Below are 22,534 nucleotides of genomic sequence, written 5' to 3'. Positions count from 1 at the left end.
CATCAGCCCTTAACCCATTACTCAACCTACATCAGTGAGCCACATCATGAACACGCTTCGCCAGTTCTTTACCGTCTTACTGTTGAGCTTCAGCCTGTTGAGCCTTACCGCCTGCAGCGTCACCTCAGGCCAGAAGTCGCCGGGCGAGTTTGTCGATGACAGTCTCATTACCACCCAGGTAAAAGCTGCCTTTGTTCGCGACAGCGAGATCAGAGCCTTTGAGATCAATGTGGAAACCTACAAGGGGGTGGTACAGCTGAGCGGATTCGTCAGCTCACGCAGTTCTGCCAGCCGTGCTGTGGCCATTGCCCGCCAGGTCAATGGCGTCAAGGCCGTGCGTAACGATATGCAAATACGCTGATAGCCTGCCGGCTCAGTGATCCTTGTTATCGGTATCGCTGCGCTGGCTATCTTCAGTCCTTTTCTGTTGGCGTAGGTAATCCGCCAACTCGCCCAGACGCAGGCCCTCTGGCAGCCGCCCGTGCTTACTGTGACCAATGCGTTGGGCACTGTAGATACTGGCATGACCGGAAAACAGGTAACTGACCACGCAGGCGACCCCGGCAAACAGACCAATCTCTGCGCCAAACAGCTCCATAGCCATCAGAGTAGAGGCAATCGGGGTATTGGCCGCGCCAGCAAATACCGCAACAAACCCCACGGCAGCCATCAGGCCGAAGGGCATATCCAATATCGGCGACAGCGCATTACCCAGGGTGGCGCCAATAAAGAACAGGGGCGTCACTTCTCCGCCTTTGAAGCCACTGCCTAACGAGGCAATGGTAAAGAGCATCTTGGCGGCAAAGTCATAAGCGGGTAGCGGCTGTTCAAACGCCTCCATGATCACCGGTATCCCCAAACCAAGATAACGCTCTCCGCCCAAAAACCAGGCCGCCGCCGCAATCAGCAGACCGCCCACAAAGGGTCGCAAGGGACTATAACTAATGCACCTGCGCATGAAGATGGTCAGCCCATGGGTCGCCAAGGCGAAAAGCTTGCCGGTCAAGCCGAACGCCGCGCCCGCGATAATCATGGCCAGTAGCCCCCAGAGACTGATCTCCGGAATCAAAGACAGCATATAATGATCATGCTGAATACCCCAGAGCAGGGCGACCTGATCAGCCACTATTGCCGCAATCAGGCAGGGCAGTATTGCCTCATAGCGAATGCGTCCGGTGGCCAATACTTCAAGGGCAAAGATGGCCGCGCCCAGCGGCGTGCCGAAGACCGAGGCAAAGCCGCCACTGATCCCGGCCATGAGCATAATGCGCCGATCCTCGGCACTGAGCCTGAATAATCGGGTCAGTTGATCCGCCAGCGCACCGCCCATTTGTACCGCCGTGCCCTCACGCCCCACCGAGGCCCCGAATAAATGGGAAACCAGGGTGCCGCCTAGCACCAGCGGCGCCATGCGCAACGGAATGACCCGCTGGCTGTCATAGATTTCTTCCAGCAACAGGTTGTTGCCAGCTTCCACTGACTGGCCAAAGCGCAGATAGATCCAGCCCACGGCAAAGCCGGCAACAGGCAGCAGCCAGACCAGCCAGGCATGCTCGCCCCGCGTATCCGTCACCCAGTTCAGCCCGAAAAGAAACAGTGCCGACGCGGAGCCCGCGAGAACAGCCACAGCACTAGCCAGCAGCAGCCATTTAAGCAGATGCAGAACCAGTTCCAGCCGCGCCGGTATGTTCAATCTTTCCATGCTCACGCGCTCCTGAATGCGGCAGTGAAACCAGGGTCTTGCAAAGAGGTATCCGTACTCTAACAGCCGCTTACAGCACGAACCAGCTTGGCTAGACTGACTGCCATGCACCCCAGGCCTGCCACCCGGCATAAAGCGCCATTAACAGAAAAGCCAAGGCCGCCAGGACGCGAATCAAATTCAGCGGCAGGCGACCGGCCAGCGCGTTACCCATGAACACCACAGGTACATTGGCCAGCAACATGCCCAAGGTTGTACCCATGACAACCCAGACATAGGCATCGAACTGCGCCGCCAGTACCACGGTGGCAATCTGCGTCTTGTCACCCATTTCAGCAATAAAGAAGGCAATCAGGGTGGCCGTGAACACCCCGAAGCGGCCGACGGTCAAGCCCTCATCATCGTCCAGCTCATCCGGCACCAGGGTCCATAGTGCAACCGCAACAAAGGATAGGGCCAGCAGACCATAGAGCCACACCTCGCTCAGCAGGGAGCCGAGCAGTTGTCCGAGCGCACCGGCTAGCGCATGGTTGGCGACAGTGGCAACCAGAATGCCCAGCACGATGGGCCAGGGCCGACGAAAGCGCAGGATAAGAAGAAGAGCCAGCAGTTGGGTCTTATCGCCGATTTCAGCGAGGGTGACTATGCCGGTTGAGACAAGAAAGGCTTCCACAGAGAGTTCCAAAAAGGGCGGATTGCGAATACCAATGACACGCCCACCCCGCCGTCCTTGCTCGGTATGTGCATGCCATAGGTCTCGTCAAACCCGAAGATACAGGCCGTGAGCGCCATGGTCTGCGGACCAAGTATGTTGACGTTCACCTGCGGGCACATGGCCCGGCGAGAGACTACTCCCCTAAGACGCGGCGACTATACGCCGCAGCTGAAACGGGGTCAACCGGGTACCCGCGCCGAGTACACCTTGAACCGGCTGTTCTCCCGCAGTACTTGGCAACGGCCAACATGCGCCTCGATCAGCGCGGGGTAACGCAGGAAGCCGTTGGCCACGATACGCAGCTCCCCCCCCGGCAGCAAATGACGGGTAACCTGCTCGAAAAAACGCTCGGCAATACTGGTATCGTGACGTATGCCCGTGTGAAAAGGCGGATTACTGATCACCGCCGCCAGTCGCCCATGCACTTCACTCAGGCCATCTGAGGCATAGACCCCAGCCTCAATCCCGTTGCATGCCAGATTCTGCTCGGCGCAATACAACGCCAGCGCGTCCACATCAACCAGCTCAAAGCGGCTTTGCGGATTGCGCCTTGCCAGGACAATGCTCAGGACCCCAGCCCCGCACCCAAAATCCAGCACCTTGCCGCTTGGCAGACTGGCCATTTCATCCAGTAGCAGTTGGCTCCCCTCATCCAGCCGGCCATGACTGAAAACACCCGGAAGACTGATCAGTTCGACCTGCTGATCGGTCAACGCCAGCGTCAGATGGCGTTGCCAGTCAGCCAAGGCAAAGGGCTCAGCCAGGCCGTCAACTTCAAGCCGCCAGAGCTGGCAGTGCCGCGCCGAGTCAAGTTTTTCAGCCAGGCCGCCATAGGGTTTGAGCAGCTTTTCGGCGCGGCTGACGCCACCCTTTTTCTCGCCGACCAGATACAGCGGGCAACCGGCAGGCAGCAGGGGTGCAATTTGTGCCAGCGCATACTCGGCCCGCTCGATGGCCTTGGGCATAACCAATATGGCGCCATCCAGGCCTTCAACTGCGGGGCACAGATGAGAGAAACTGAGTTGTTCGGCACTCAAACCAGACGCCGCCAGCCCTCGCTGTACGGCAAAATCCCAGGTCCAAACCGTCCAGTTGGCCTCAAGCGTCGCGGTCAAGGCATCAGCAGGGGGGTTGACCAGCAACAGTCGCTTGCCGCTGAACAGCTCGGCACTGCGTAAAAGAATTTCGCTGGTATTGTCCATGCCTGGCTCCGTGGGTGTGGGGATGGCGTATTGTACGTGGCTGCTCGTCACGCTTGAAGGGCAGCGATTTATTTGCGCGGCTTGGCCCGGGATGTTGGCTCGGCCTGCAATGGGTCATCCGGCCAGTAGTGCTTGGGATAACGACCTTTCAGCTCTTTTTTCACCTCGGCATAACTGCCACGCCAGAAGCCTTCCAGATCCTGGGTCACCTGAACCGGTCGGCGTGCCGGTGACAACAGGTGCAGCTTGAGCGCCACACGGCCACCCGCGATACGCGGTGTGCTGCTGCTGCCAAAGAGTTCCTGCAGACGCACAGCCAGTACCGGGGGCGTTTCACTGTAATCAATCGCAATCGATGAACCGCTCGGCACCCGCCAATGACTGGGCGCCTGTTCATCCAGTTGTTTTGGCAGGGGCCAGGGCAGCAAGCCATGCAGCATGTTGTTCAGATCCAGGTTGGCAAAGTGCGCCTGGCGGCTGACCTTGCCCAACCAGGGCCCAAGCCAGTTCTCCAGGTTATCCAATAGCGCCTGATCGGATAAATCTGGCCAGATACTGTCATTACCAGCCTGCACATCCAGGGTTCGCAACAGTGCGACGCGGGCCTGCCATTGGCGTAATCCAGGGGTCCAGGGTAACAAGTCCAGGCCCTGACGGCGCACCACATTGCAAAGCGCGGCCTGACGCTGCTGTGCATCGACCTCGACCCGTTGTTCGCGGCGCAGGACCAGACTCCCCAGTAGCCATTGCCGCTCGGCCACCAGCACGTCATTGCGCAAATCCCAATTGAGTTGATCCTGCTGGCGAACCAGTTCGGGCAAAGCCGACTCGATCAACTGCGGATCAAGGGCGGCAGCCATGAAAATCCGTACGCTGCGTTGCGTGGCGTGGCCGCCGAGACTGGCCACCACCAGCCAGGCTTGTTGCTGCAGCGAGTCAACCTCGGCAAAACTCGCCGAGCGGCCATTGGCCAAGCGGTATTCGCCACCCTCGGCGCCGCGCCGCTGGGCAATCCGGTCGGGATAGGCCATGGCCAGTAACAGACCAATGCAGGCTTCACTGTCCGCCTCGGCAACGGGTTGATCCGTGGCTCGCGCTGCCACCAGTCGCTGCCACTGGGCAGCCAGTTGCCGGGCACGTTGCAACGCCCCACGATCGACTGCCAATGTCTGACCCTGCTGATCAAACAGCGCCAATCTGAGGCTGATATCGGCATCCTGAGAACGTGACAGCAGATCACGCTCACTGACCACCGCAGCCAGGCGACTGGCGAGCAAGCCCAACCCCATGGACTGACCACGCAGCAGCATATGCGCCAGTCGCGGGTGCATGGGCAGTGCGGCCATGTCGGCACCATGGGCCGTCAGTTGCCAGCCCTGTTGCTCCAGGCGCAAAGCCCCCAAACCTTCCAACAGCTCTCTGGCCTGAGCAAGGGGCGCAGCAGATGGCGGATCAAGCCAACGCAGTTCAGCCGGGTCCTGAATACCCCATTGCGCCAATTGCAGCGCCAGAGGCGCCAGATCAGCCTGGAGGATTTCAGCTGTGCTACGGGGTTGTAACTGCGCCTGCTGATCCTCCGACCAGAGCCGATAACAGACCCCCGGTTCAAGGCGGCCGGCACGCCCTGCGCGCTGTTCAGCCGCCGCACTGGAGACGCGCCGGGTCTGCAAACGGGTCATGCCCGACACCGGATCAAAACTCGGCTCCCGCGACAAGCCGCTGTCGATCACCACCCGCACACCCTCGATGGTCAGACTGGTCTCGGCAATCGAGGTGGCCAACACCACCTTGCGCTGTCCGGCCGGTGCCGGACTGATGGCCCGACGCTGGGCCGCCAGCTCAAGATCACCCAGCAAGGGCGTAACCAGCACCCCCGTCTGCCCTTGCAGATGTTGATCCAGATCGGCTTTGACCCGTCGAATTTCAGCCGCACCGGGCAGAAATACCAAAATACTGCCGGTCTCTTCAGTCAACGCCCGCTTGATGGCCTGCAGCACAACCGGCTCGATGCGCTCATTGACCTGCCGCGCGGCGCTGTACGCTATTGCCACCGGGAACTGACGCCCCTGACTGCTGACCAAGGGGGCGTCATCCAGCAACTCGCTGATGGCCTGGGCATCCAGGGTGGCCGACATGATCAGCAATTTCAGCGGCACGGCATCGCGCAGATAGAGCTGGGTCTGCAAACACAGGGCCAGCCCCAGATCTGCATCCAGGCTGCGCTCATGGAATTCATCGAAAATAACCAGCCCAACCCCGGCCAGCTCAGGATCATCCTGCAGCATACGCTGCAAAATACCCTCGGTAATGACCTCGATACGGGTGGCGGCACTGATCCGACTCTCCAGCCGGATGCGATAACCGACCCGTTCGCCAACGCGCTCGCCAAGCAATTCGGCCATACGTTCAGCGGCCGCACGCGCAGCTAACCGACGTGGCTCCAGCATGATAATGCGCTGACCTGACAGCCAGGCACTGTCCAGCAAGGCCAGAGGCACCAGGGTGGTTTTACCTGCCCCCGGCGGGGCCTGCAAAACGACGCTGGAGTGAGCCGCCAACGCTGCGTCCAACGCTGGCAGTACCGCATTTATGGGTAATTCATTCATCGAGCTGGGGGCCGTTGAGCAAAGGCGCTATTATAGCCCCGTGCAGCAGCTTGCCGGGCAACTCAGTCCGGCGCTCAGATCTGTTCAACAACTGGATACGAGATCCCGACATGCGCCTCAAGCCCCTTGCAGCAATACTCCTGACCGTCTCTCTGACCACCCAACTCGGGGCCTGCGGAACCCTTTTCTACCCAGAGCGCCGAGGCCAGATCAGTGGCGAGATCGACCCTGAGGTGGCGGTTCTGAATGGTATTGGTCTGCTGTTTTATGTACTGCCGGGCCTGCTTGCCTTTGCCATCGACTTCACTACCGGGGCCATTTATCTGCCAGACAATCGCTACAGTATCGCGCCAGAGCGCCTGAAGGATGCCGTCGATGCTAGCGGGCAGGTCGATCCGCTCAAGCTCAAGGTGATTATTCAACAGGATCTGGGTCTGGATTTGCCCCTTGAGCAGGCCCGCCAACTGCATCACCTAGATAACCTGCAACTGGCCCAGCTGGGCCTGCCAGTCCGCGGCTGATGAACATTCCGACAGCACTTAGCCCAGAGGAGCGCTCTCGACTGCTGAAACTGGCGACCTACGCCTCGGTCTCGGTAGCAGCCGCGCTCATTATGCTCAAGAGCGGGGTCTGGGTGATGTCCGGCTCGGTCAGCCTGCTGGCCTCACTGATTGACTCCCTGATGGATGCCGGCGCCTCGATCATCAATCTGTTTGCCGTACGTTACGCCCTCAAACCACCAGATCGGGAACATCGCTTCGGACATGGCAAAGCCGAAGCCTTGGCCGGCCTGGCCCAGGCCGCCTTTATAAGTGGCTCTGCCTTGCTGGTGCTGCTGCAAGGGATCGACCGGTTGTTCAATCCCAGACCGCTCGATGCAGCCTGGCTCGGCATTGCAGTGATGGTGCTGTCGATCATTGCCACCCTTGGCCTGTTGCTGGTGCAACGCCACGTGATCAAACAGACCGGTTCCACAGCCATCAGCGCCGATTCGCTGCACTACCGCTCAGACCTGCTCCTTAACGCCAGCATCATTGTGGCACTGCTGTTGGCGTCGTTCGGTATCCAGCGTGCAGACGCCCTGTTCGGTCTGGCGATTGCCGTCTTTATCGGTTACAGCGCCTTTCAGATCGGCATACAAGCCATTCAGGTTTTGATGGACCATGAATTGCCAGATGCGATTCGCCAAGAGGTGCTTGCCCTGGCCAGAGGCATACCCGGGGTCATTGACGTGCATGATTTTCGCAGCCGCGAATCGGGACATCTATGGTTTATGCAAATGCACCTTGAGTTACCCGCCCAGATGCCACTTATTGAAGCCCATGAACTGGGCGAAACGGTCCGCTCAGCGATTGAAACGCGCTATCCGCAGGCCGAGGTGCTGATTCATAGCGACCCGGTTTAGACCCGGCTTGCGGGCAATAAAAAAGGCCGAAGACGAGCTTCAGCCTTTTTTGCGCCCTGGGGTTGCATCCGGGTGGGTGCTGCCGCTGATCCCTGGCCTTGTGGGCTGGGTTGCCGGGTGGCATCGGATCGGGTTTGATCAGTGCCTGCCGCCCCTCTTGTGGAGGCGCGGCGTGGACGAACCGGCATCGGCGTCGAACTGGAATCAACTATAACCAGATAGGCGCGCCATTTCTCACTTAAAATTGCATTAAAATGGCCAGTTACAGCAATTAGTAACTACATTTATTAATTAACGCGCAAAACTACCAGAGAAACACCATGTCAGAGCACAATCTTGATCGCTATGATCTTAAAATACTCGCTGCCCTGCAGCATGATGCCCGCATCAGCAACCAGGAGCTGGCCGAGCAAATAGGCTTGTCCCCCTCCCCCTGTTCCAGACGGGTCAAGCAACTGGAAGACAGCGGCTATATTCGTCGCCAGGTAGCTTTGCTTGAGCCGCGCAAACTGGGCCTGACGCTGACCGCCTTTGTCATGATTGGCATGGACCGCCACACCCCGGAGCGTTTTGCCGGATTCGAAAAAGCCATTCTTGAATGCCCCGAGGTCCTCGATTGCTGTCTGGTGACCGGCATGGAAGCGGACTATCAACTGCGCGTTGTGGTTCAGGACATGGAGCATTACCAACAGTTTCTGCTCGGCCGTCTGACGCGGATTGACGGCGTCTCCAGCGTGCGCTCGAGCTTTGTACTGAACCAGATACTCAGCAGCACCGAACTGCCACTGGATCATTTGAAAAACTGATTTGGCGATAACCGGCCGCGACCACCTGTCACTGTCCAGTCCCGGCAACGACAGGTAGCCTATGCATTTTATTCGGAGCTAGATTGTGAACTACGAGCAGTTTGAAGCCCTGGCCATGCCCCTGATGATTTTCGCCCTGGTCGCCTTCATGGGCTACATCGTCTGGGATCTGGCAAAGAAATCCAAAGCCGGACGGTACGGCACCATGGTGCTGTTTTTTGCCCTGGGCCTGGGCGTGCTGGGCTTTGTCATCAAGGCCGTGATCATCGGCAATATGGAAGGCTGAAACAGCCTGAAGCCTGTCACCTTTACCCCCTGCGACAAGATCTGAATCCTGATTCACTTGAAATCAAAATGAATCAGGATTCAGATTATGCCCTACCGACTCACCAAGACCCGCGTTGAGCGCGACCAGGCACTGCGCGAGCACATTCTCGACTGCGCTCTGGAACAGGTTACCGAAGGTGGCTTTACTGCCTTGACCATGAGCGCTCTGGCCAAAGCTGCCGGGATAGCCACCGGCAGCCTATACCGTCACTTTCCGGGCAAAGGCGCATTGGCCGCCGAGGTTTTTGTGCGGGCCACTCGCGTTGAAATCGACACCCTGAAAACGCAGTTCTTCGGCCAGGGTAACGCCGCACAACGCTTGCGCCGGGGCTTGGCGCAGTTTGTCGGCCGTGCCTGGCAGAGCCGCCAACTGGCCCATGCGCTGATTGCCGAGCCCCTGGACCCCGAGGTTGATCACGAACGGCTGCGCTATCGCGCTGCCTACGCCGATCTGTTTGCCAAACTGATACAGCAGGGCAATGAAGACGGCAGCTTTGACGTAAGCAATATCCCGGTCACGGCCGCGTGCCTGGTCGGCGCCATTGCCGAATCTCTGATCGGCCCCCTGTCACCCCAGGCCCGTGCCTTGCGTGCCAGCGGGCTTCCCAGTGAAAGCCTGGAAAACTACAGCCGCGCTCTCAGCTGCTTTTGTCTGCGCGCCCTGGGCGCCAAGGAGACCACCCCATGAACCTGCACCAGTTCGCCGAAACCCACGACGTCACCAATCAGGTCCCGGCCTTTGAGGGCATCAATCTGTATCACAGTGATCTGGCACTCAAACAATGGGTGCACCGCTTTCAAGGTGACTGGGCGGACAATCAATTGTCCGAGTACGGCCTGTTAACGGGAGATCCGTTGATGCAGGCTGGCTTTCTGGCCAATGAAAACAAGCCGGTGTTCAAAAGCCATGACCGCAATGGCAACCGCATTGATCTGGTGGAATTTCATCCTGCCTACCATCAGCTTATGGCGGCCGGCATCGCCCACGGCATCACCTCGTCACCCTGGACCGAGCCCAAACCCGGTGCCCATGTAGCTCGGGCAGCACACATGTATCTGCACAATCAGATCGAAGCCGGCACCTGCTGCCCCATGACCATGACCTATGCCTGCGTCCCGGCCCTGAAGCAGCAGCCGGACCTGGCCGAGAAATGGCTGCCGAAAATCCTCTCGCGCCAGTACGACCCGCGTAATCTGCCGATGGAACACAAGACCGGCGTCACCATCGGCATGGCCATGACCGAAAAGCAGGGCGGCACCGATGTCCGCGCCAACACCACCCGCGCCCATGCACTGGGTCCGAGTGGCCCAGGGCAGGCCTACGAACTGCTCGGACACAAATGGTTTTGCTCGGCGCCCATGTGTGATGCCTTTCTGACCCTGGCGCAAACCGACAAGGGCTTGAGCTGCTTTCTGCTGCCACGTCATCGTCCGGATGGCTCGCGCAACCAGTTCTATATCCAGCGCCTGAAAAATAAGTTGGGCAATCAGGCCAACGCCTCCAGCGAGGTCGAGTTTCGTGGCGCCCTGGCCTGGATGGTTGGCGAAGAAGGTCGCGGCGTCCCAACCATCATCGAAATGGTCTCAATGACCCGCTTTGACTGCATGATCGGCTCCAGCTCGCTGATGCGCCAGGCCCTGGCCCAGGCCAGCCACCATTGCGCCTACCGCCAGGTCGGTGGCCGGGTGCTGGCCGAACAACCATTGATGCAAAACGTACTGGCTGATCTGGCACTGGAAAGCGAAGCGGCACTGGCCTTGACCCTGCGCATGGGCAAGGCCATTGATCAGGCCGAAGATGAACATGAAGAAAAATTTGCACGGCTAGTCACCGCCATTGGCAAATACTGGATCTGCAAGCGCGCCCCAGCCATGATCAACGAAGCGCAGGAGTGTCTGGGTGGTGCGGGCTATGTGGAAGACAGCATTCTGCCGCGGCTTTACCGTGAGGCGCCGGTCAACTCGATCTGGGAGGGCTCGGGCAACGTTCAGTGCCTGGATGTACTGCGCGCTCTGTCCAAGGAGCCCGGGGTACTCGAAGTGCTGTTCAGCGAACTGGGCGACGGCCATGGCGATACCCGCTTGAGGGCACATATTAAAGGTATCAAGAACGACTTCCGCGACACTGACGATATCCAGTACCGCGCCCGACAACTGACCGAGGACGTCGCTGTTGCCCTACAGGCAACGCTGTTGCTGCAAGCCGGCAACAACCTGGTATCCGAAGCCTTTATCGCCAGCCGCTTCGGTGGACGCGGCCGGGTTTACGGCACCCTGCCACGTGGCATCGATGTCGCAGCACTGATTGACCGCGCGACACCCAACCGTTGACAGGTAAGCCGGGGCTCTCAATCGAGTCCCGGCTTTGCCAGCGGCAAAGGTTTTCTCTAGCATCGCACTGTCGTCCGCAACCAAGAACCCGGCATGAAACCGACCAGACCACGAACCGCTCCCTTCAAGCCAGCAGTGTCGCGCAAGAGCAAAGCACGCCGCCAAGCGGCGCCAAGCCCGGACACCCCGCGCCTGATTGCGCTGAACAAGCCCTATGATGTGCTGACCCAGTTTACCGACGCAGAGGGTCGTCAGACGCTGAAGGCTTATGTTGATATCCTTGGCATCTACCCAGCCGGCCGTCTCGATCGCGACAGTGAAGGCCTGCTACTGCTGACCAATGACGGACAACTGCAGGCGCGCATCACCGATCCAAAACACAAACTGGCCAAGACCTACTGGGTGCAGGTCGAAGGTACGCCCAGCACCGACCAGCTTGAGGCTTTGCGCGCCGGCCCGCTGCTGAATGACGGCCCTACCCGCCCAGCCGAAGTAGTGCAGATTGAAGAACCGGCACTCTGGCCACGCAACCCGCCGGTACGCTTTCGCGCCAGCATCCCGACCCACTGGCTGCGCATCACCATCCGCGAAGGCAGAAACCGTCAGGTACGACGCATGACCGCCGCCGTGGGCCTGCCAACCTTGAGGCTGGTCAGGGTAGCTATCGGCGATTGGCAACTTGGCGACCTGCAGCCAGGACAATGGCGCGAACTCAGTATCTGAACCTGCCAAAGGTATCCAACTGACAACAGGCTCACTCGACAGAGTTCAGTAACGCAGATTCAAGGCTCGGAACACAAAACCCAGCAACCAGATGGGTCCAATCAGCAGAAACTGCAGATCCTTGAAGAAGGAAGGTTTCTTGCCTTCAACATGATGACCGATAAATTGACCAACCCAGGCCAGCACAAAAATCACCACACTGGGCCAGAACACATGGGTCATCATGCTCAGAATCAGCAGCATGATCAGACTCAACACCAGCATGGCAGCAGCAATGCGCCAGGATAGACTGAGATAAAAGGCTAACGCGCCAGCCACGGCCAGCATCGATACCCAGGGATGAATAGCCCAAAGCACGCCCAACACGCTGAAGGTAATCAGCGGTACACAGATCCAGTGCAGCAGCTTGTTCAGCGGATTTTGGTGACTGACGGCATATTCATCAAACCACTGATCAATGGCTTTCATTTCAAGCACTCCTGTTATTGTTTTTTACAAACAAAGAGTATCAACGGCCGCCAACAGGCTCGCCATGGCCCTGAAAGCCAGTCTGCTCCCCTGCCGGTCATGCACGCATGATGGTAAGCTTAGCCGATGAAAACACTGATGCCATCCAGACCCGTTGTGTTGTGCCTGTCCGGCCATGATCCGAGCGGCGGTGCCGGCCTGCAGGCCGATATTGAAGCCTTGCTTGCACAGGGCTGCCATGCAGCCCCCACCGTCACCGCACTGACCGTGCAGAACACTGTCGATGTCAGCGACTTCCGAGTACTCGACCCTGAATGGGTGCTGGCCCAGGCCCGCTGCGTACTCCAGGACATGCCGGTATCAGCGGTCAAGCTGGGCATGCTCGGCAATCTGCAGATGGTCGATACCGTGGTCGAGTTGATGCGTGACCACCCTGATCTACCGCTGGTTTGCGATCCGGTTCTGCGTGCCGGTGGTGGCGGATCACTGGGCAAGGACGAGGTCGGCTACGCGTTGCGGGAGAAACTCCTGCCAATCGCCCGCATTGCCACACCCAACCTGCCCGAGGCTCGCATTCTGGCGGAATTGCCGAACGGCAGCGCCGATGCCTGCGCCGACAAACTGCTGCCCTACTGCCAGAACCTGCTGATTACCGGCGGCCATGGCGATGAACAGGATATCCACAACCGACTGTATTGCCGAGACGGCAGCCGCCACGAATTCAGTTGCCCACGTCTGCCCGGCAGTTACCATGGCTCCGGCTGCACTCTGGCCAGCGCCCTTGCCGGCCGTCTGGCCCTGGGTGAAGAACTGATCAGCGCAGTCAACTCGGCACTGGCCTATACCTGGCGCACCCTGCGTGATGCCGAACAGCCCGGTCACGGCCAATATGTGCCAAGGCGCCTGCCGCTGGACTTCTGCTCGTGAGCAGACCGGCCCTGCGCGGTTTATATGCCATCACCGATAGTCAGCTACTGGTCGGCGACAAGTTGATGTCCTGGGTCGATGCGGCCCTGGCCGGCGGCGCCCGCCTCGTGCAGTACCGCGATAAATCCGCAGACGCTGTGCGCCGCCAAGAGCAGGCGCTGCAACTGCAGTCACTGTGCGCCTACTACGGTGCCGAGCTGATCATCAATGATGACCTGCGCCTGGCCAGCGATCTGCAGGTTGGCCTGCATCTCGGGCGCGACGACGGCTCGCTCAGCGAAGCCCGTCAGGCCCTTGGGCCGGATGCAATCCTCGGCGCCACCTGCCACGCCAGCCTGGACTTTGCCGAGCAGGCCGTGCGTGACGGCGCCAGTTACATTGCCTTCGGGCGATTTTTCCAGTCCGTGACCAAACCCGGCGCACCGGCTGCCACGCCAGTCCTGCTGGAACAGGCACGGCAGCGCTTCAGCCTGCCGATCGTGGCCATTGGCGGCGTGACACTGCACAACGCCCCGCAATTGATCAGTGCCGGCGCCAGTCTGGTCGCCGTGGTACAGGGTCTGTTTGCGGCAGCCTCCCCTGCTGAAGTTGAAGCCCGTGCCCAGGGTTTCAGCCATTTATTCAACCGTCTTTGAGAGAATCCTTATGTCCCGTTCAGAAAGCCTTTTCGCCGCCGCCCAGGAACACATTCCCGGTGGTGTCAATTCACCGGTCCGGGCCTTTCGCAGCGTCGGCGGTACACCGATCTTCTTCAAACACGCCGAGGGCGCCTACGTCACCGACGAGGACAACAAGCGCTACGTGGACTATGTCGGCTCCTGGGGACCGATGATCCTGGGTCACAGCCATCCCGAGGTACTGGATGCCGTGCGCAACCAGTTGCAGCATGGCCTGTCCTATGGCGCCCCCACCGCCATGGAAACCGAGATGGCCCATCTGGTCTGCTCGCTGGTGCCGTCCATGCAGATGGTCCGCATGACCAGTTCCGGTACCGAGGCGACCATGAGCGCCATCCGCCTGGCCCGTGGTTACACCGGACGCGACAACATCATCAAGTTTGAAGGCTGTTACCACGGCCACTCCGACAGCCTGCTGGTCAAGGCCGGGTCAGGCGCCCTGACCCAGGGCGTGCCCAGTTCCGCCGGCGTGCCTGCCGACTTCGCCAAGCACACCCTGACCTTGCCGTTCAACGACCTGGCCGCCGTTGAACACTGCCTGACGGAACAGGGCTCTGAGGTCGCCTGCATCATTGTCGAGCCGGTGGCCGGCAACATGAATTGCGTTCCCCCGGCGCCCGGTTTTCTTCAGGGACTCAGAACACTCTGTGACCAGCACGGCGTGGTACTGATCTTCGATGAAGTGATGACCGGTTTCCGCGTCGCCCTGGGTGGCGCCCAGGCGCACTATGGCGTCATGCCTGACCTGACCACCTTCGGCAAGATCATCGGCGGCGGCATGCCGGTTGGCTGTTTCGGCGGCAAGCGCGAGATCATGCAGGTCATTGCGCCACTGGGCCCCGTCTACCAGGCCGGCACCCTGTCGGGTAATCCGCTGGCCATGGCCGCCGGTCTGACGACGCTGCGCCTGATCAGTCGCCCCGGTTTCCATGCCGAGCTGAGCCAGTACACCAGCCGCCTGTTGGCTGGCCTGCAGGAGCGGGCCGATGCCGCCGGCATCCCCTTCGTGACCACCCAGGCTGGCGGCATGTTCGGCCTGTACTTTTCCGGTGCAGACGACATCATCACCTTTGAAGACGTCATGGCCAGTGATGTCGAGCGCTTCAAGCGCTTCTTCCACGGCATGCTGGACAACGGCGTGTATCTGGCGCCCAGCGCCTTCGAGGCGGGATTCACTTCCATCGCCCATGGCGACACCGAGCTGGAGCTGACCCTGAACGCGGCGGAAAAGGCCTTTGCCCAGCTATGAGCAGTCTTGTCTACCTGTTACTGGGATTGAGCTGCCTGGGACTCTGCGTCTGGCTCTGGCGCCGCAAGTCACTGATGCATGCGCCAGCCCAGGGTGCCCTCAAGGCGGCCATGGTCGCTCTCCTGCTGGTCGCCTCTACCAGCCTACTGCTTGCGCTGGCCGGCTGGGGCCTGAGTAATAGCGGTCTGGCCCATGCCCAACGGATCATGGGGCTGGCGGCGCAACATATAGCCCCGCTCCTGCTCGGACTGGCGGCGCTGTATCTGGGCAGGGGCATGAGCTGGAAACCCAATTACTGGGCCAGCGTCATTCTCGGGATCATGGCCTTTTACGAGTTGTCCCGCTATCTGGAATGGCAAACCGGTTACCAGTGGCTGGTCAGCCTGCTGGGCGCACTGGCGCTTCTGGCAACGGCATTGCTGTACCTGGCACATGATCGGCGCATCAGCTTGCTGTGCCTGGTCGCGCCGGTCTGCCTGGTTCTGCCGGCCCTGCTGAATTCCGAATTGCCTCAGTTTGCGCTGCTACAGGCCAGCCTGCAGGCCAGTTGGCTGCTGCCCGGCTACCTGGCCGGGGGACTGGCAGTTGGCCTGTTGGCCGAACAGGCGCACAATAGCTATTCAACACCACAAGATCGCACCTGAGGCCATGACTGCACCATGAACGCACCCTGCACTGTTCGGCTACTTGCCAGCCTCCTGCTGGCGGGTCTGATTGGCCTGAGTTCGGTGGCCCAGGCCCAGACCGGCAATACCTTGCTGATCAGTACCGATGAGCGCTGTGCAATCAACCGCGTCAACGATGAAAGTCTGCCACTGGCGGTTGAGGCGTGCAGCGCGCTGGCAGAATCAGGAGATATGCAGGCGCAGTTCGAGATGGGTGAATTTCATTTCAAGGGCGAGCGCACTGACAAGAACGTACCCCAGGCGCTGGAATGGTACGAACAGGCCTCGATTCAGGGCCACCCTGGCGCTCAGTATCAACTGGGGCTGATGCACTATCAGGGCGAAGGCGTGGACCGTAACTTGCCCCAGGCCTATATCATCCTGAAGATGGCTGCGGTGAACGGCAAGGATGCCGCCATGGATGTCAGCGACCAGATTGCCTTGCAAATGAACGCTCAGGAACTGGCCGTGGCCACCCAGGTGCTCGGCACCCTGTTTCGCAATTACCTGACACAAATCCGCGAAGAACAGCTACAGAGCCTGCAAGCGACGCCCCTGCCTGAGAGCGAGGCAATGCCCGCACAGCAGCCAGCGATCGACGGCGACGAGGCGATACTCGAGTAGCGTCTCAGGACCCCGGCTGCGGCGGCATCGGGAAGGCCATGATGTTGCCACCTTTGGCCTCGCTGATCTTGGCCGGACCGATACGCTCTACCTCATCAATACGCACTATCGCCTGCAGCGGAATAAAGCTGCGGGCCACACCATCAAACTGGGTCTTGAGCTTTTCTTCGGACGGATCCACCAGCATCTGTGAACGCTCACCGAAGATCAGCTCTTCAATTTCCAGAAAGCCCCAGAGATCACTCTGATAGATTTGCCGTGCATAGAGCTCATAGACCTGGCCCTGATTGTGGAAAATCACGCGGAAAATGGGTTGTTTCTCTTTGCTCATAACGAAACCGTAAAACCTGATTCATGGCTGACCGGCACGGAAGGTGCGACGGCGGCGGATAATACCACAGCACAGGACAGGCACCCCGGCACCTGTGTATAATTCGCCTTTTTCGGACAACCCCAGAGCACCCATGGCCAAGAAACTCTTTATCCAGACCCACGGTTGCCAAATGAACGAGTATGACAGCTCGCGCATGGCTGATCTGCTTGGCGAACATCAGGCAATGGAACTGACCGACCGCCCTGAAGAGGCGGACGTGATCCTGCTCAATACCTGTTCGATTCGCGAGAAGGCGCAGGAAAAGGTGTTCTCGGAACTGGGACGCTGGCGCCCGCTGAAGGAAAAGAATCCTGATCTGATCATCGGTGTCGGTGGCTGCGTGGCCAGCCAGGAAGGCACGGCAATCCGTGATCGCGCCTCCTACGTTGACGTGGTGTTCGGCCCGCAAACCCTGCATCGCCTGCCGGAAATGATCAATGCAGCGCGTAGCACCGGCAACGCGCAGGTGGACGTCTCCTTCCCGGAAATCGAAAAATTCGACCGTCTGCCCGAACCGCGGGTTGACGGACCCACCGCCTATGTCTCGATTATGGAAGGCTGCAGCAAATACTGCAGTTTCTGCGTGGTGCCCTATACCCGTGGCGAAGAAGTCAGCCGCCCCTTCGATGACGTGCTTGCCGAGTGCCTGCATCTGGCCGAAAACGGTGTCCGGGAAGTCACCCTGCTGGGCCAGAACGTCAACGGCTATCGAGGCCAGACCCATGATGGCAAGGTGGCCGACCTGGCGGATCTGATCCGTGTGATTGCCGCTATCGACGGCATCGACCGAATTCGCTACACCACCTCGCATCCGCTGGAGTTTTCCGACAGTCTGATTCAGGCCCATGCCGAGGTGCCGGAGCTGGTCAAATACCTGCACCTGCCTGTGCAGTCCGGTTCCGATCGCGTCCTGGCCGGCATGAAACGCAACCATACGGCGCTGGAATACAAGTCGCGGGTGCGCAAGCTGCGCGCCGCAGTGCCGGACATGATCCTCAGTTCCGACTTTATCATCGGTTTCCCAGGCGAAACCGAGCGCGACTTCGAGCAGACCATGAAGCTGGTTGAAGAGGTCGGCTTCGACTTCTCCTACTCCTTCATCTACAGCTCACGCCCTGGCACACCGGCAGCGGATTTGCCGGACAGCACGCCGATGGACGTGAAAAAGCAGCGTCTGCAGATTCTGCAAAATCGTCTCAACCAGCAAGGCTTTGAAAACAGCCGGCGTATGGTTGGCAGCACTCAGCGCATTCTGGTTACCGACTACTCGAAAAAAGACCCCGGCATGCTGCAGGGCCGCACTGAAAGTAACCGAATCGTCAACTTCCGCTGTGACAATCCGGGTTTGATCGGTCAATTTGTCGATGTACAGATTGATGAAGCGCTGCCCCATTCGTTGCGCGGATCGCTGATCGCCAGTTGATATGCACCCCGCTGCACAAGGTAAACCTGTGCACCGGGGTGCATGATCCAGCTCCGGCCGTCGCAAACAGCAACATCACAGGACCCGGCATACCCCTTTGCATCAAACCAAGGGCGCGCTATGCTTCCACCAACTTCTTGCCACAAGGCGACCGATAGACCACTTTGAACGCTCCTCTGCATATCCACAGTTTCAGTATCGAGCCCGTTGATGCCCGCCGCTTTGCCGCGCTCTGCGGTCAGTTTGACGAAAACCTGCACCTGATCGAGCAGCGTCTGGGTATCGAAGTGCGCAACCGCGGCAACCAGTTCGAGCTGATCGGCGAAGCCAGTCTGATTCGCTCTGCCGAAGCGGTGCTGCGCCAGCTCTACCGGGAAACCCGCGATAACGCCGACCTTTCAACCGATACCGTTCATCTGTTTTTGCAGGAAGCCGGACTGGAAAACCTCAGCGACAGCCTGTATCACACCGGCACGGACAAACCCGTGGTGCTGCGCACCAAGCGCATGACCATCCAGCCGCGCGGCCCGAACCAGCAGGCCTATGTGCGCTCGATCCAGGAGTTCGACATCAATTTCGGTATTGGTCCGGCCGGTACCGGCAAGACCTATCTGGCCGTGGCCTGCGCCGTGGATGCGCTGGAACGCGAACAGATCCGGCGCATACTACTGGTCCGCCCGGCCGTTGAAGCCGGTGAAAAGCTCGGGTTTCTACCCGGCGATCTGTCCCAGAAGATCGATCCCTACCTGCGCCCGCTATATGATGCCCTGTATGAAATGATTGGCTTTGATCAAGTGGCCAAACTGATTGAGAAACAGGTGATTGAAGTCGCGCCGCTGGCCTACATGCGCGGCCGCACCTTGAACAACAGCTTTATCATTCTGGATGAGAGCCAGAACACCACGCTGGAACAGATGAAGATGTTCCTGACCCGTATCGGCTTTGGCTCCACCGCCGTGATCACCGGTGACGTCACCCAGGTTGACCTGCCACGCGGCACCAAATCCGGTCTGGCGCATGTCACCGAGGTGCTCAAGGACGTCAAAGGCATTGGCTTTACCCACTTCAAGTCCAAGGACGTGGTGCGTCACCCTCTGGTCCAGCGTATTGTCGAAGCCTATGATCGCTTCGAGCTGCATCAGGAAAACCAGCGCCAGGAACGCCGCGATGATCGTTAAGTTGGACCTGGACATACAACGCGCCTCCAGCGCCCCTGACCTGCCCGACGATGACAGCTTCAGGCGCTGGGCCGGACTGGCCCTGCAGGACAAGCCCGGTCATGAGCTGACCATCCGCATTGTCGATGAAGACGAAAGCCGTAGTCTGAACCACGACTACCGCGGCAAGGATTACCCGACCAACGTACTGTCCTTCCCGGCCGACCTGCCGCCCGAGCTTGAGATCCCCCTGCTCGGCGATCTGGTTATCTGCGCCCCGGTCGTCGCCCGCGAAGCCATTGAGCAACACAAAGCCCCCCTGGCCCATTGGGCCCATATGGTCATTCATGGTTGTCTGCACCTGACCGGCCATGATCATATCGAAGACCACGAGGCCGAGCAGATGGAAAACCTGGAACGCCAGCTCCTGGCGCAACTGGGCATTGCCGACCCCTATCTTGAACCCGACGAGAACAAGGAATCATGAGCGAAGATCGATCGACCAATGGGCACAAGTCCTGGCTGGACAAACTGGTCCAGGCTTTTGTCCACGAACCCAAGAACCGCCAGGAACTGCTGGAACTGTTGCGCGAAGCGCATGCCAACGAAGTACTGGATATCGAGGCCCTGTCGATCATCGAAGGCGCCCTGCAGGTTTCCGACATGCAGGTGCGCGACATCATGATTCCGCGCTCACAAATGACCACCATCAAGGCCAGCCAGACGCCCCGGGAGTTTCTGCCTGACGTTATCGAAGCAGCACACTCGCGCTTTCCGGTGATTGGCGACAGTATTGATGATGTGCTCGGTATTCTGCTGGCCAAGGATCTGCTGCCGCTGATGCTGCAGGACAACAACGAGCGTTTCAATATCAAGGAACTCCTGCGCCCCGCCACCTGCGTACCCGAGTCCAAGCGCCTTAACGTGCTGCTCAAGGAATTCCGTTCGACCCGAAACCATATGGCCATTGTCATTGACGAATATGGCGGCGTATCCGGCCTGGTGACCATCGAAGATGTGCTCGAACAGATCGTTGGCGATATTGAAGACGAGCACGATGTCGACGAAGACAGTCAGATCAAACCCCTGCCCAGCGGTGATTTTCTGGTCAAGGGCCTGACCCCTATCGAAGAGTTCAACGAACACTTCAATACCGCCTTTTCCGACGAGGAATTCGATACCGTCGGCGGTCTGGTAATGAATGCCTTTGGTCACATGCCCAAACGCAATGAAGTGGTTGAACTGGAGGGCTTCATGATTCGCATCTTGAATGCCGACAGCCGTCGCGTGCATTTGCTGCGTGTCACGGTACTCCCTGCCTGAGGACCGTCATGCCCAGCTTGCAACCGCTTTTGCAGCGCCTGACAGCACCGGGCTGGCCAGGCCATGTCGCCATGCTGGTGGCGGGCACACTGACCACCTTTGGCCTTACCCCCTTTGGCCTCTGGCCACTGGCGCTAGTGTCCATCGCCGCACTCTACATCGGCCTCCAGCATCTGCCAGCCGGACAGGCGGCCCTGCGCGGCTGGTTCTGGGGACTGGGGCTGTTTGCCAGCGGCGTATCCTGGGTCTATATCAGCATTCACGTGCACGGCTACGCCCACCCCTTGCTGGCCGGCCTGCTGACCGCCCTGTTTGTTGGCGGCCTGGCACTGGTACCGGCGCTGATGGCCTGGCTCTGGGCACGCTGGCTGCGTCCTGAACAGCAACCCTGGCTAGCCGTGTTCGCCTTCGCCAGCCTGTGGCTGATACAGGACCTGTTCCGCGGCTGGTTTCTCACCGGCTTCCCCTGGCTGTATAGCGGCTATATGCACACCGATACCTGGCTGGCTGGCTGGGCACCGGTGGGCGGGGTCTGGCTGCTGACCTGGCTGAGCGTTCTCAGCGCTTGCCTGCTGGTCGAACACCGCCTCTGGCGCTCGCTGCGCTATGGATTGAGCGTCGCCGCTTTGCTGGCCTTGATCTGGCTGGGCGGCAGCGCTCTGCAACAGATCGAATGGACTCGACCAGCCGGCGAACCGCTCTCAGTAGCCCTGGTTCAAGCCAATATCCCGCAGTCGCGCAAATGGGATCCCGCGCATATCGAGCAGACCCTGAGCCAATATCGCGACCTGAGTTATGCCCAAGGTCAGGTTGATCTGATTGTCTGGCCGGAAACCGCGGTACCCGTCCTCAAGAGCAGTGCCGAGCATTTCACCGACGGCATGGCTGCCAACCTGGCGCAACAGGGCACCAGCCTGATCACCGGCATCCCACTCGATACCTGGGAAGGGGACCAGATGCGTATCTACAACGCCATCATGGTCGCCGGCTCAGTGGACAATCACTACCTGAAACACAAACTGGTACCCTTCGGCGAATATGTGCCGCTGGAGGACTGGCTGCGCGGCCTGATCGCCTTCTTCGACCTGCCCATGTCGAGTTTTTCCCGGGGCCCGTCTGACCAGGCACCGCTGCAGGTCAAGGGCTACCGTGTTGCGCCGTTCATCTGTTATGAAACCGTCTACCCGAACTTTGCCGCACGCCTGGCGGCACAGAGCGAGCTGCTGCTGACCATCAGCAACGACAGCTGGTTTGGTGATTCTATTGGTCCGCTGCAACACCTGCAGATAGCCCGCATGCGGGCCATCGAAAGTGGACGCTGGATGATTCGAGGAACCAATAACGGCGTGACCGCGATAATTGATCACAATGGCCGCATCCGCGCACAGATCCCCCAATTCGAGACCGCCGTGCTGAACGGCTGGGTTCAGCCGCGCGAGGGCCTCAGCCCGTTTTTACGCTGGGGCAGCCTGCCGCTAACCGCCACGGCAGTGATGTGCCTGCTGCTCAGTCTGGTACTGCGCAGGCGTAATCGCTGAGTCAACCCCGAGCGCGTTGATGATACGCCAGAGCAATTGCTGATCCTCGGGACTCAAACCATTGAGTTCCAGTTCGGTAATGACCTGGGAGCGGCCATTCAGCCACTCTCGGGTGCGTGCCATGTCCAACGCCTGATCAAGCCTGCGCAATAAACGCCCATAGGATGAATCCCGGGGCCATTCCACCAGCGGCACGGGTACCAACCCTTTCATGCAACACCCCCTCTACTACCGAGTTGACCTGGAGCAGGCGACACCAAGCCTGTTACCCAGGGACGCGCTTAACAAATCCT

The 22,534-nt window shown here is 59.5% G+C and carries 25 protein-coding genes and 1 riboswitch; of the genes, 18 read left to right on the top strand and 7 right to left on the bottom strand.

Translation table 11 applies throughout. The features are described from left to right. The first annotated feature begins 46 nt into the window (after window positions 1-46). On the top strand, window positions 47-361 hold the full coding sequence (locus AC27HQ_RS04450; RefSeq protein ID WP_487154799.1) for a BON domain-containing protein: 315 nt from the start codon (window positions 47-49) through the stop codon (window positions 359-361). A 12-nt stretch (window positions 362-373) separates the two neighbouring features. Here AC27HQ_RS04450 and AC27HQ_RS04445 read toward each other — a convergent pair whose 3' ends face one another. From AC27HQ_RS04445 to hrpB, 4 genes are all read right to left on the bottom strand, one after another. Then, window positions 374-1,702: a voltage-gated chloride channel family protein gene (locus AC27HQ_RS04445; RefSeq protein WP_487154798.1), complete on the bottom strand. Its 1,329-nt coding sequence runs from the start codon at window positions 1,700-1,702 to the stop codon at window positions 374-376. 91 nt (window positions 1,703-1,793) lie between these two features. After that, window positions 1,794-2,375, bottom strand: a complete 582-nt coding sequence (locus tag AC27HQ_RS04440) for a TMEM165/GDT1 family protein (RefSeq protein ID WP_487154797.1) — start codon at window positions 2,373-2,375, stop codon at window positions 1,794-1,796. A gap of 15 nt (window positions 2,376-2,390) precedes the next feature. Further along, window positions 2,391-2,571: riboswitch (yybP-ykoY riboswitch) on the bottom strand. 25 nt (window positions 2,572-2,596) lie between these two features. Next, window positions 2,597-3,619 carry a methyltransferase gene (locus AC27HQ_RS04435; RefSeq protein ID WP_487154796.1) on the bottom strand — a complete coding sequence of 341 codons (1,023 nt, stop codon included), beginning with the start codon at window positions 3,617-3,619 and terminating at the stop codon, window positions 2,597-2,599. Between the two features lie 68 nt (window positions 3,620-3,687). Continuing rightward, entirely contained in the window at window positions 3,688-6,225 is a 2,538-nt protein-coding gene (hrpB, locus tag AC27HQ_RS04430) for an ATP-dependent helicase HrpB (RefSeq protein WP_487154795.1), read from the bottom strand. Window positions 6,226-6,335: 110 nt separating this feature from the next. On the opposite strand from hrpB, the gene AC27HQ_RS04425 reads away from it, so the two are divergent. From AC27HQ_RS04425 to AC27HQ_RS04395, 7 genes are all read left to right on the top strand, one after another. Continuing rightward, a complete protein-coding gene (locus tag AC27HQ_RS04425) occupies window positions 6,336-6,746 on the top strand; it encodes a polyribonucleotide nucleotidyltransferase (RefSeq protein ID WP_487154794.1) in 411 nt (136 codons plus the stop codon). Continuing rightward, window positions 6,746-7,630 carry a cation diffusion facilitator family transporter gene (locus AC27HQ_RS04420; RefSeq protein WP_487154793.1) on the top strand — a complete coding sequence of 295 codons (885 nt, stop codon included), beginning with the start codon at window positions 6,746-6,748 and terminating at the stop codon, window positions 7,628-7,630. Before AC27HQ_RS04425 ends, AC27HQ_RS04420 begins: the two co-directional genes overlap by 1 nt. 320 nt (window positions 7,631-7,950) lie before the next feature. Continuing rightward, window positions 7,951-8,436 (top strand): Lrp/AsnC family transcriptional regulator, encoded by a 486-nt coding sequence (locus AC27HQ_RS04415; RefSeq protein ID WP_487154792.1) that lies wholly within the window; start codon window positions 7,951-7,953, stop codon window positions 8,434-8,436. A gap of 85 nt (window positions 8,437-8,521) precedes the next feature. Next, window positions 8,522-8,722 (top strand): DUF2788 domain-containing protein, encoded by a 201-nt coding sequence (locus AC27HQ_RS04410; RefSeq protein WP_487154791.1) that lies wholly within the window; start codon window positions 8,522-8,524, stop codon window positions 8,720-8,722. A gap of 87 nt (window positions 8,723-8,809) precedes the next feature. Next, window positions 8,810-9,451: a TetR/AcrR family transcriptional regulator gene (locus AC27HQ_RS04405; protein ID WP_487154790.1), complete on the top strand. Its 642-nt coding sequence runs from the start codon at window positions 8,810-8,812 to the stop codon at window positions 9,449-9,451. Beyond that, complete coding sequence (locus AC27HQ_RS04400; RefSeq protein ID WP_487154788.1) at window positions 9,448-11,094, top strand: acyl-CoA dehydrogenase family protein; 1,647 nt, start codon at window positions 9,448-9,450, stop codon at window positions 11,092-11,094. The genes AC27HQ_RS04405 and AC27HQ_RS04400 overlap by 4 nt, the downstream gene beginning before the upstream one ends. Before the next feature lie 93 nt (window positions 11,095-11,187). Further along, window positions 11,188-11,817, top strand: a complete 630-nt coding sequence (locus AC27HQ_RS04395; RefSeq protein ID WP_487154787.1) for a pseudouridine synthase — start codon at window positions 11,188-11,190, stop codon at window positions 11,815-11,817. 45 nt (window positions 11,818-11,862) lie between these two features. On the opposite strand, the gene AC27HQ_RS04390 is transcribed toward AC27HQ_RS04395, so the two are convergent. Beyond that, entirely contained in the window at window positions 11,863-12,285 is a 423-nt protein-coding gene (locus AC27HQ_RS04390; RefSeq protein WP_487154785.1) for an Mpo1 family 2-hydroxy fatty acid dioxygenase, read from the bottom strand. A gap of 126 nt (window positions 12,286-12,411) precedes the next feature. Here AC27HQ_RS04390 and AC27HQ_RS04385 point away from each other — a divergent pair, with 126 nt between their 5' ends. The 5 genes from AC27HQ_RS04385 to AC27HQ_RS04365 are packed head-to-tail and all read left to right on the top strand — an operon-like array spanning window position 12,412 to window position 16,427. After that, a complete protein-coding gene (locus tag AC27HQ_RS04385; protein WP_487154784.1) occupies window positions 12,412-13,212 on the top strand; it encodes a hydroxymethylpyrimidine/phosphomethylpyrimidine kinase in 801 nt (266 codons plus the stop codon). Then, a complete protein-coding gene (thiE, locus tag AC27HQ_RS04380; RefSeq protein ID WP_487154783.1) occupies window positions 13,209-13,847 on the top strand; it encodes a thiamine phosphate synthase in 639 nt (212 codons plus the stop codon). The genes AC27HQ_RS04385 and thiE overlap by 4 nt, the downstream gene beginning before the upstream one ends. 10 nt (window positions 13,848-13,857) lie before the next feature. Then, window positions 13,858-15,138, top strand: a complete 1,281-nt coding sequence (gene hemL, locus AC27HQ_RS04375) for a glutamate-1-semialdehyde 2,1-aminomutase (protein WP_487154781.1) — start codon at window positions 13,858-13,860, stop codon at window positions 15,136-15,138. Next, on the top strand, window positions 15,135-15,782 hold the full coding sequence (locus tag AC27HQ_RS04370) for a hypothetical protein (RefSeq protein ID WP_487154780.1): 648 nt from the start codon (window positions 15,135-15,137) through the stop codon (window positions 15,780-15,782). The genes hemL and AC27HQ_RS04370 overlap by 4 nt, the downstream gene beginning before the upstream one ends. Window positions 15,783-15,797: 15 nt before the next feature. Next, on the top strand, window positions 15,798-16,427 hold the full coding sequence (locus AC27HQ_RS04365; protein WP_487154779.1) for a tetratricopeptide repeat protein: 630 nt from the start codon (window positions 15,798-15,800) through the stop codon (window positions 16,425-16,427). Window positions 16,428-16,431: 4 nt separating this feature from the next. On the opposite strand, the gene AC27HQ_RS04360 is transcribed toward AC27HQ_RS04365, so the two are convergent. Further along, window positions 16,432-16,758, bottom strand: coding sequence for a DUF1820 family protein (locus tag AC27HQ_RS04360; RefSeq protein ID WP_487154777.1), 327 nt, complete (start codon window positions 16,756-16,758; stop codon window positions 16,432-16,434). A 133-nt stretch (window positions 16,759-16,891) separates the two neighbouring features. On the opposite strand from AC27HQ_RS04360, the gene miaB reads away from it, so the two are divergent. From miaB to lnt, 5 genes are all read left to right on the top strand, one after another. Continuing rightward, complete coding sequence (gene miaB, locus AC27HQ_RS04355) at window positions 16,892-18,223, top strand: tRNA (N6-isopentenyl adenosine(37)-C2)-methylthiotransferase MiaB (RefSeq protein WP_487154776.1); 1,332 nt, start codon at window positions 16,892-16,894, stop codon at window positions 18,221-18,223. Window positions 18,224-18,387: 164 nt separating this feature from the next. Then, complete coding sequence (locus AC27HQ_RS04350; RefSeq protein ID WP_487154774.1) at window positions 18,388-19,401, top strand: PhoH family protein; 1,014 nt, start codon at window positions 18,388-18,390, stop codon at window positions 19,399-19,401. Then, on the top strand, window positions 19,391-19,867 hold the full coding sequence (ybeY, locus tag AC27HQ_RS04345) for an rRNA maturation RNase YbeY (RefSeq protein WP_487154772.1): 477 nt from the start codon (window positions 19,391-19,393) through the stop codon (window positions 19,865-19,867). Before AC27HQ_RS04350 ends, ybeY begins: the two co-directional genes overlap by 11 nt. Further along, on the top strand, window positions 19,864-20,703 hold the full coding sequence (locus tag AC27HQ_RS04340) for a CorC family transporter (RefSeq protein ID WP_487154770.1): 840 nt from the start codon (window positions 19,864-19,866) through the stop codon (window positions 20,701-20,703). The genes ybeY and AC27HQ_RS04340 overlap by 4 nt, the downstream gene beginning before the upstream one ends. 29 nt (window positions 20,704-20,732) lie before the next feature. After that, window positions 20,733-22,241, top strand: coding sequence for an apolipoprotein N-acyltransferase (gene lnt, locus AC27HQ_RS04335; RefSeq protein WP_487155013.1), 1,509 nt, complete (start codon window positions 20,733-20,735; stop codon window positions 22,239-22,241). Here the strand turns inward: lnt and AC27HQ_RS04330 are convergent. Continuing rightward, window positions 22,179-22,454, bottom strand: coding sequence for a hypothetical protein (locus AC27HQ_RS04330; RefSeq protein ID WP_487154769.1), 276 nt, complete (start codon window positions 22,452-22,454; stop codon window positions 22,179-22,181). The two genes, lnt and AC27HQ_RS04330, sit on opposite strands and share 63 nt — an antisense overlap. Between the last annotated feature and the right edge of the window lie 80 nt (window positions 22,455-22,534).

The sequence above is a fragment of the Halopseudomonas sp. 4NH20-0008 genome (assembly GCF_057548395.1).
This window is presented reverse-complemented; position numbering and strand designations above follow the sequence as displayed.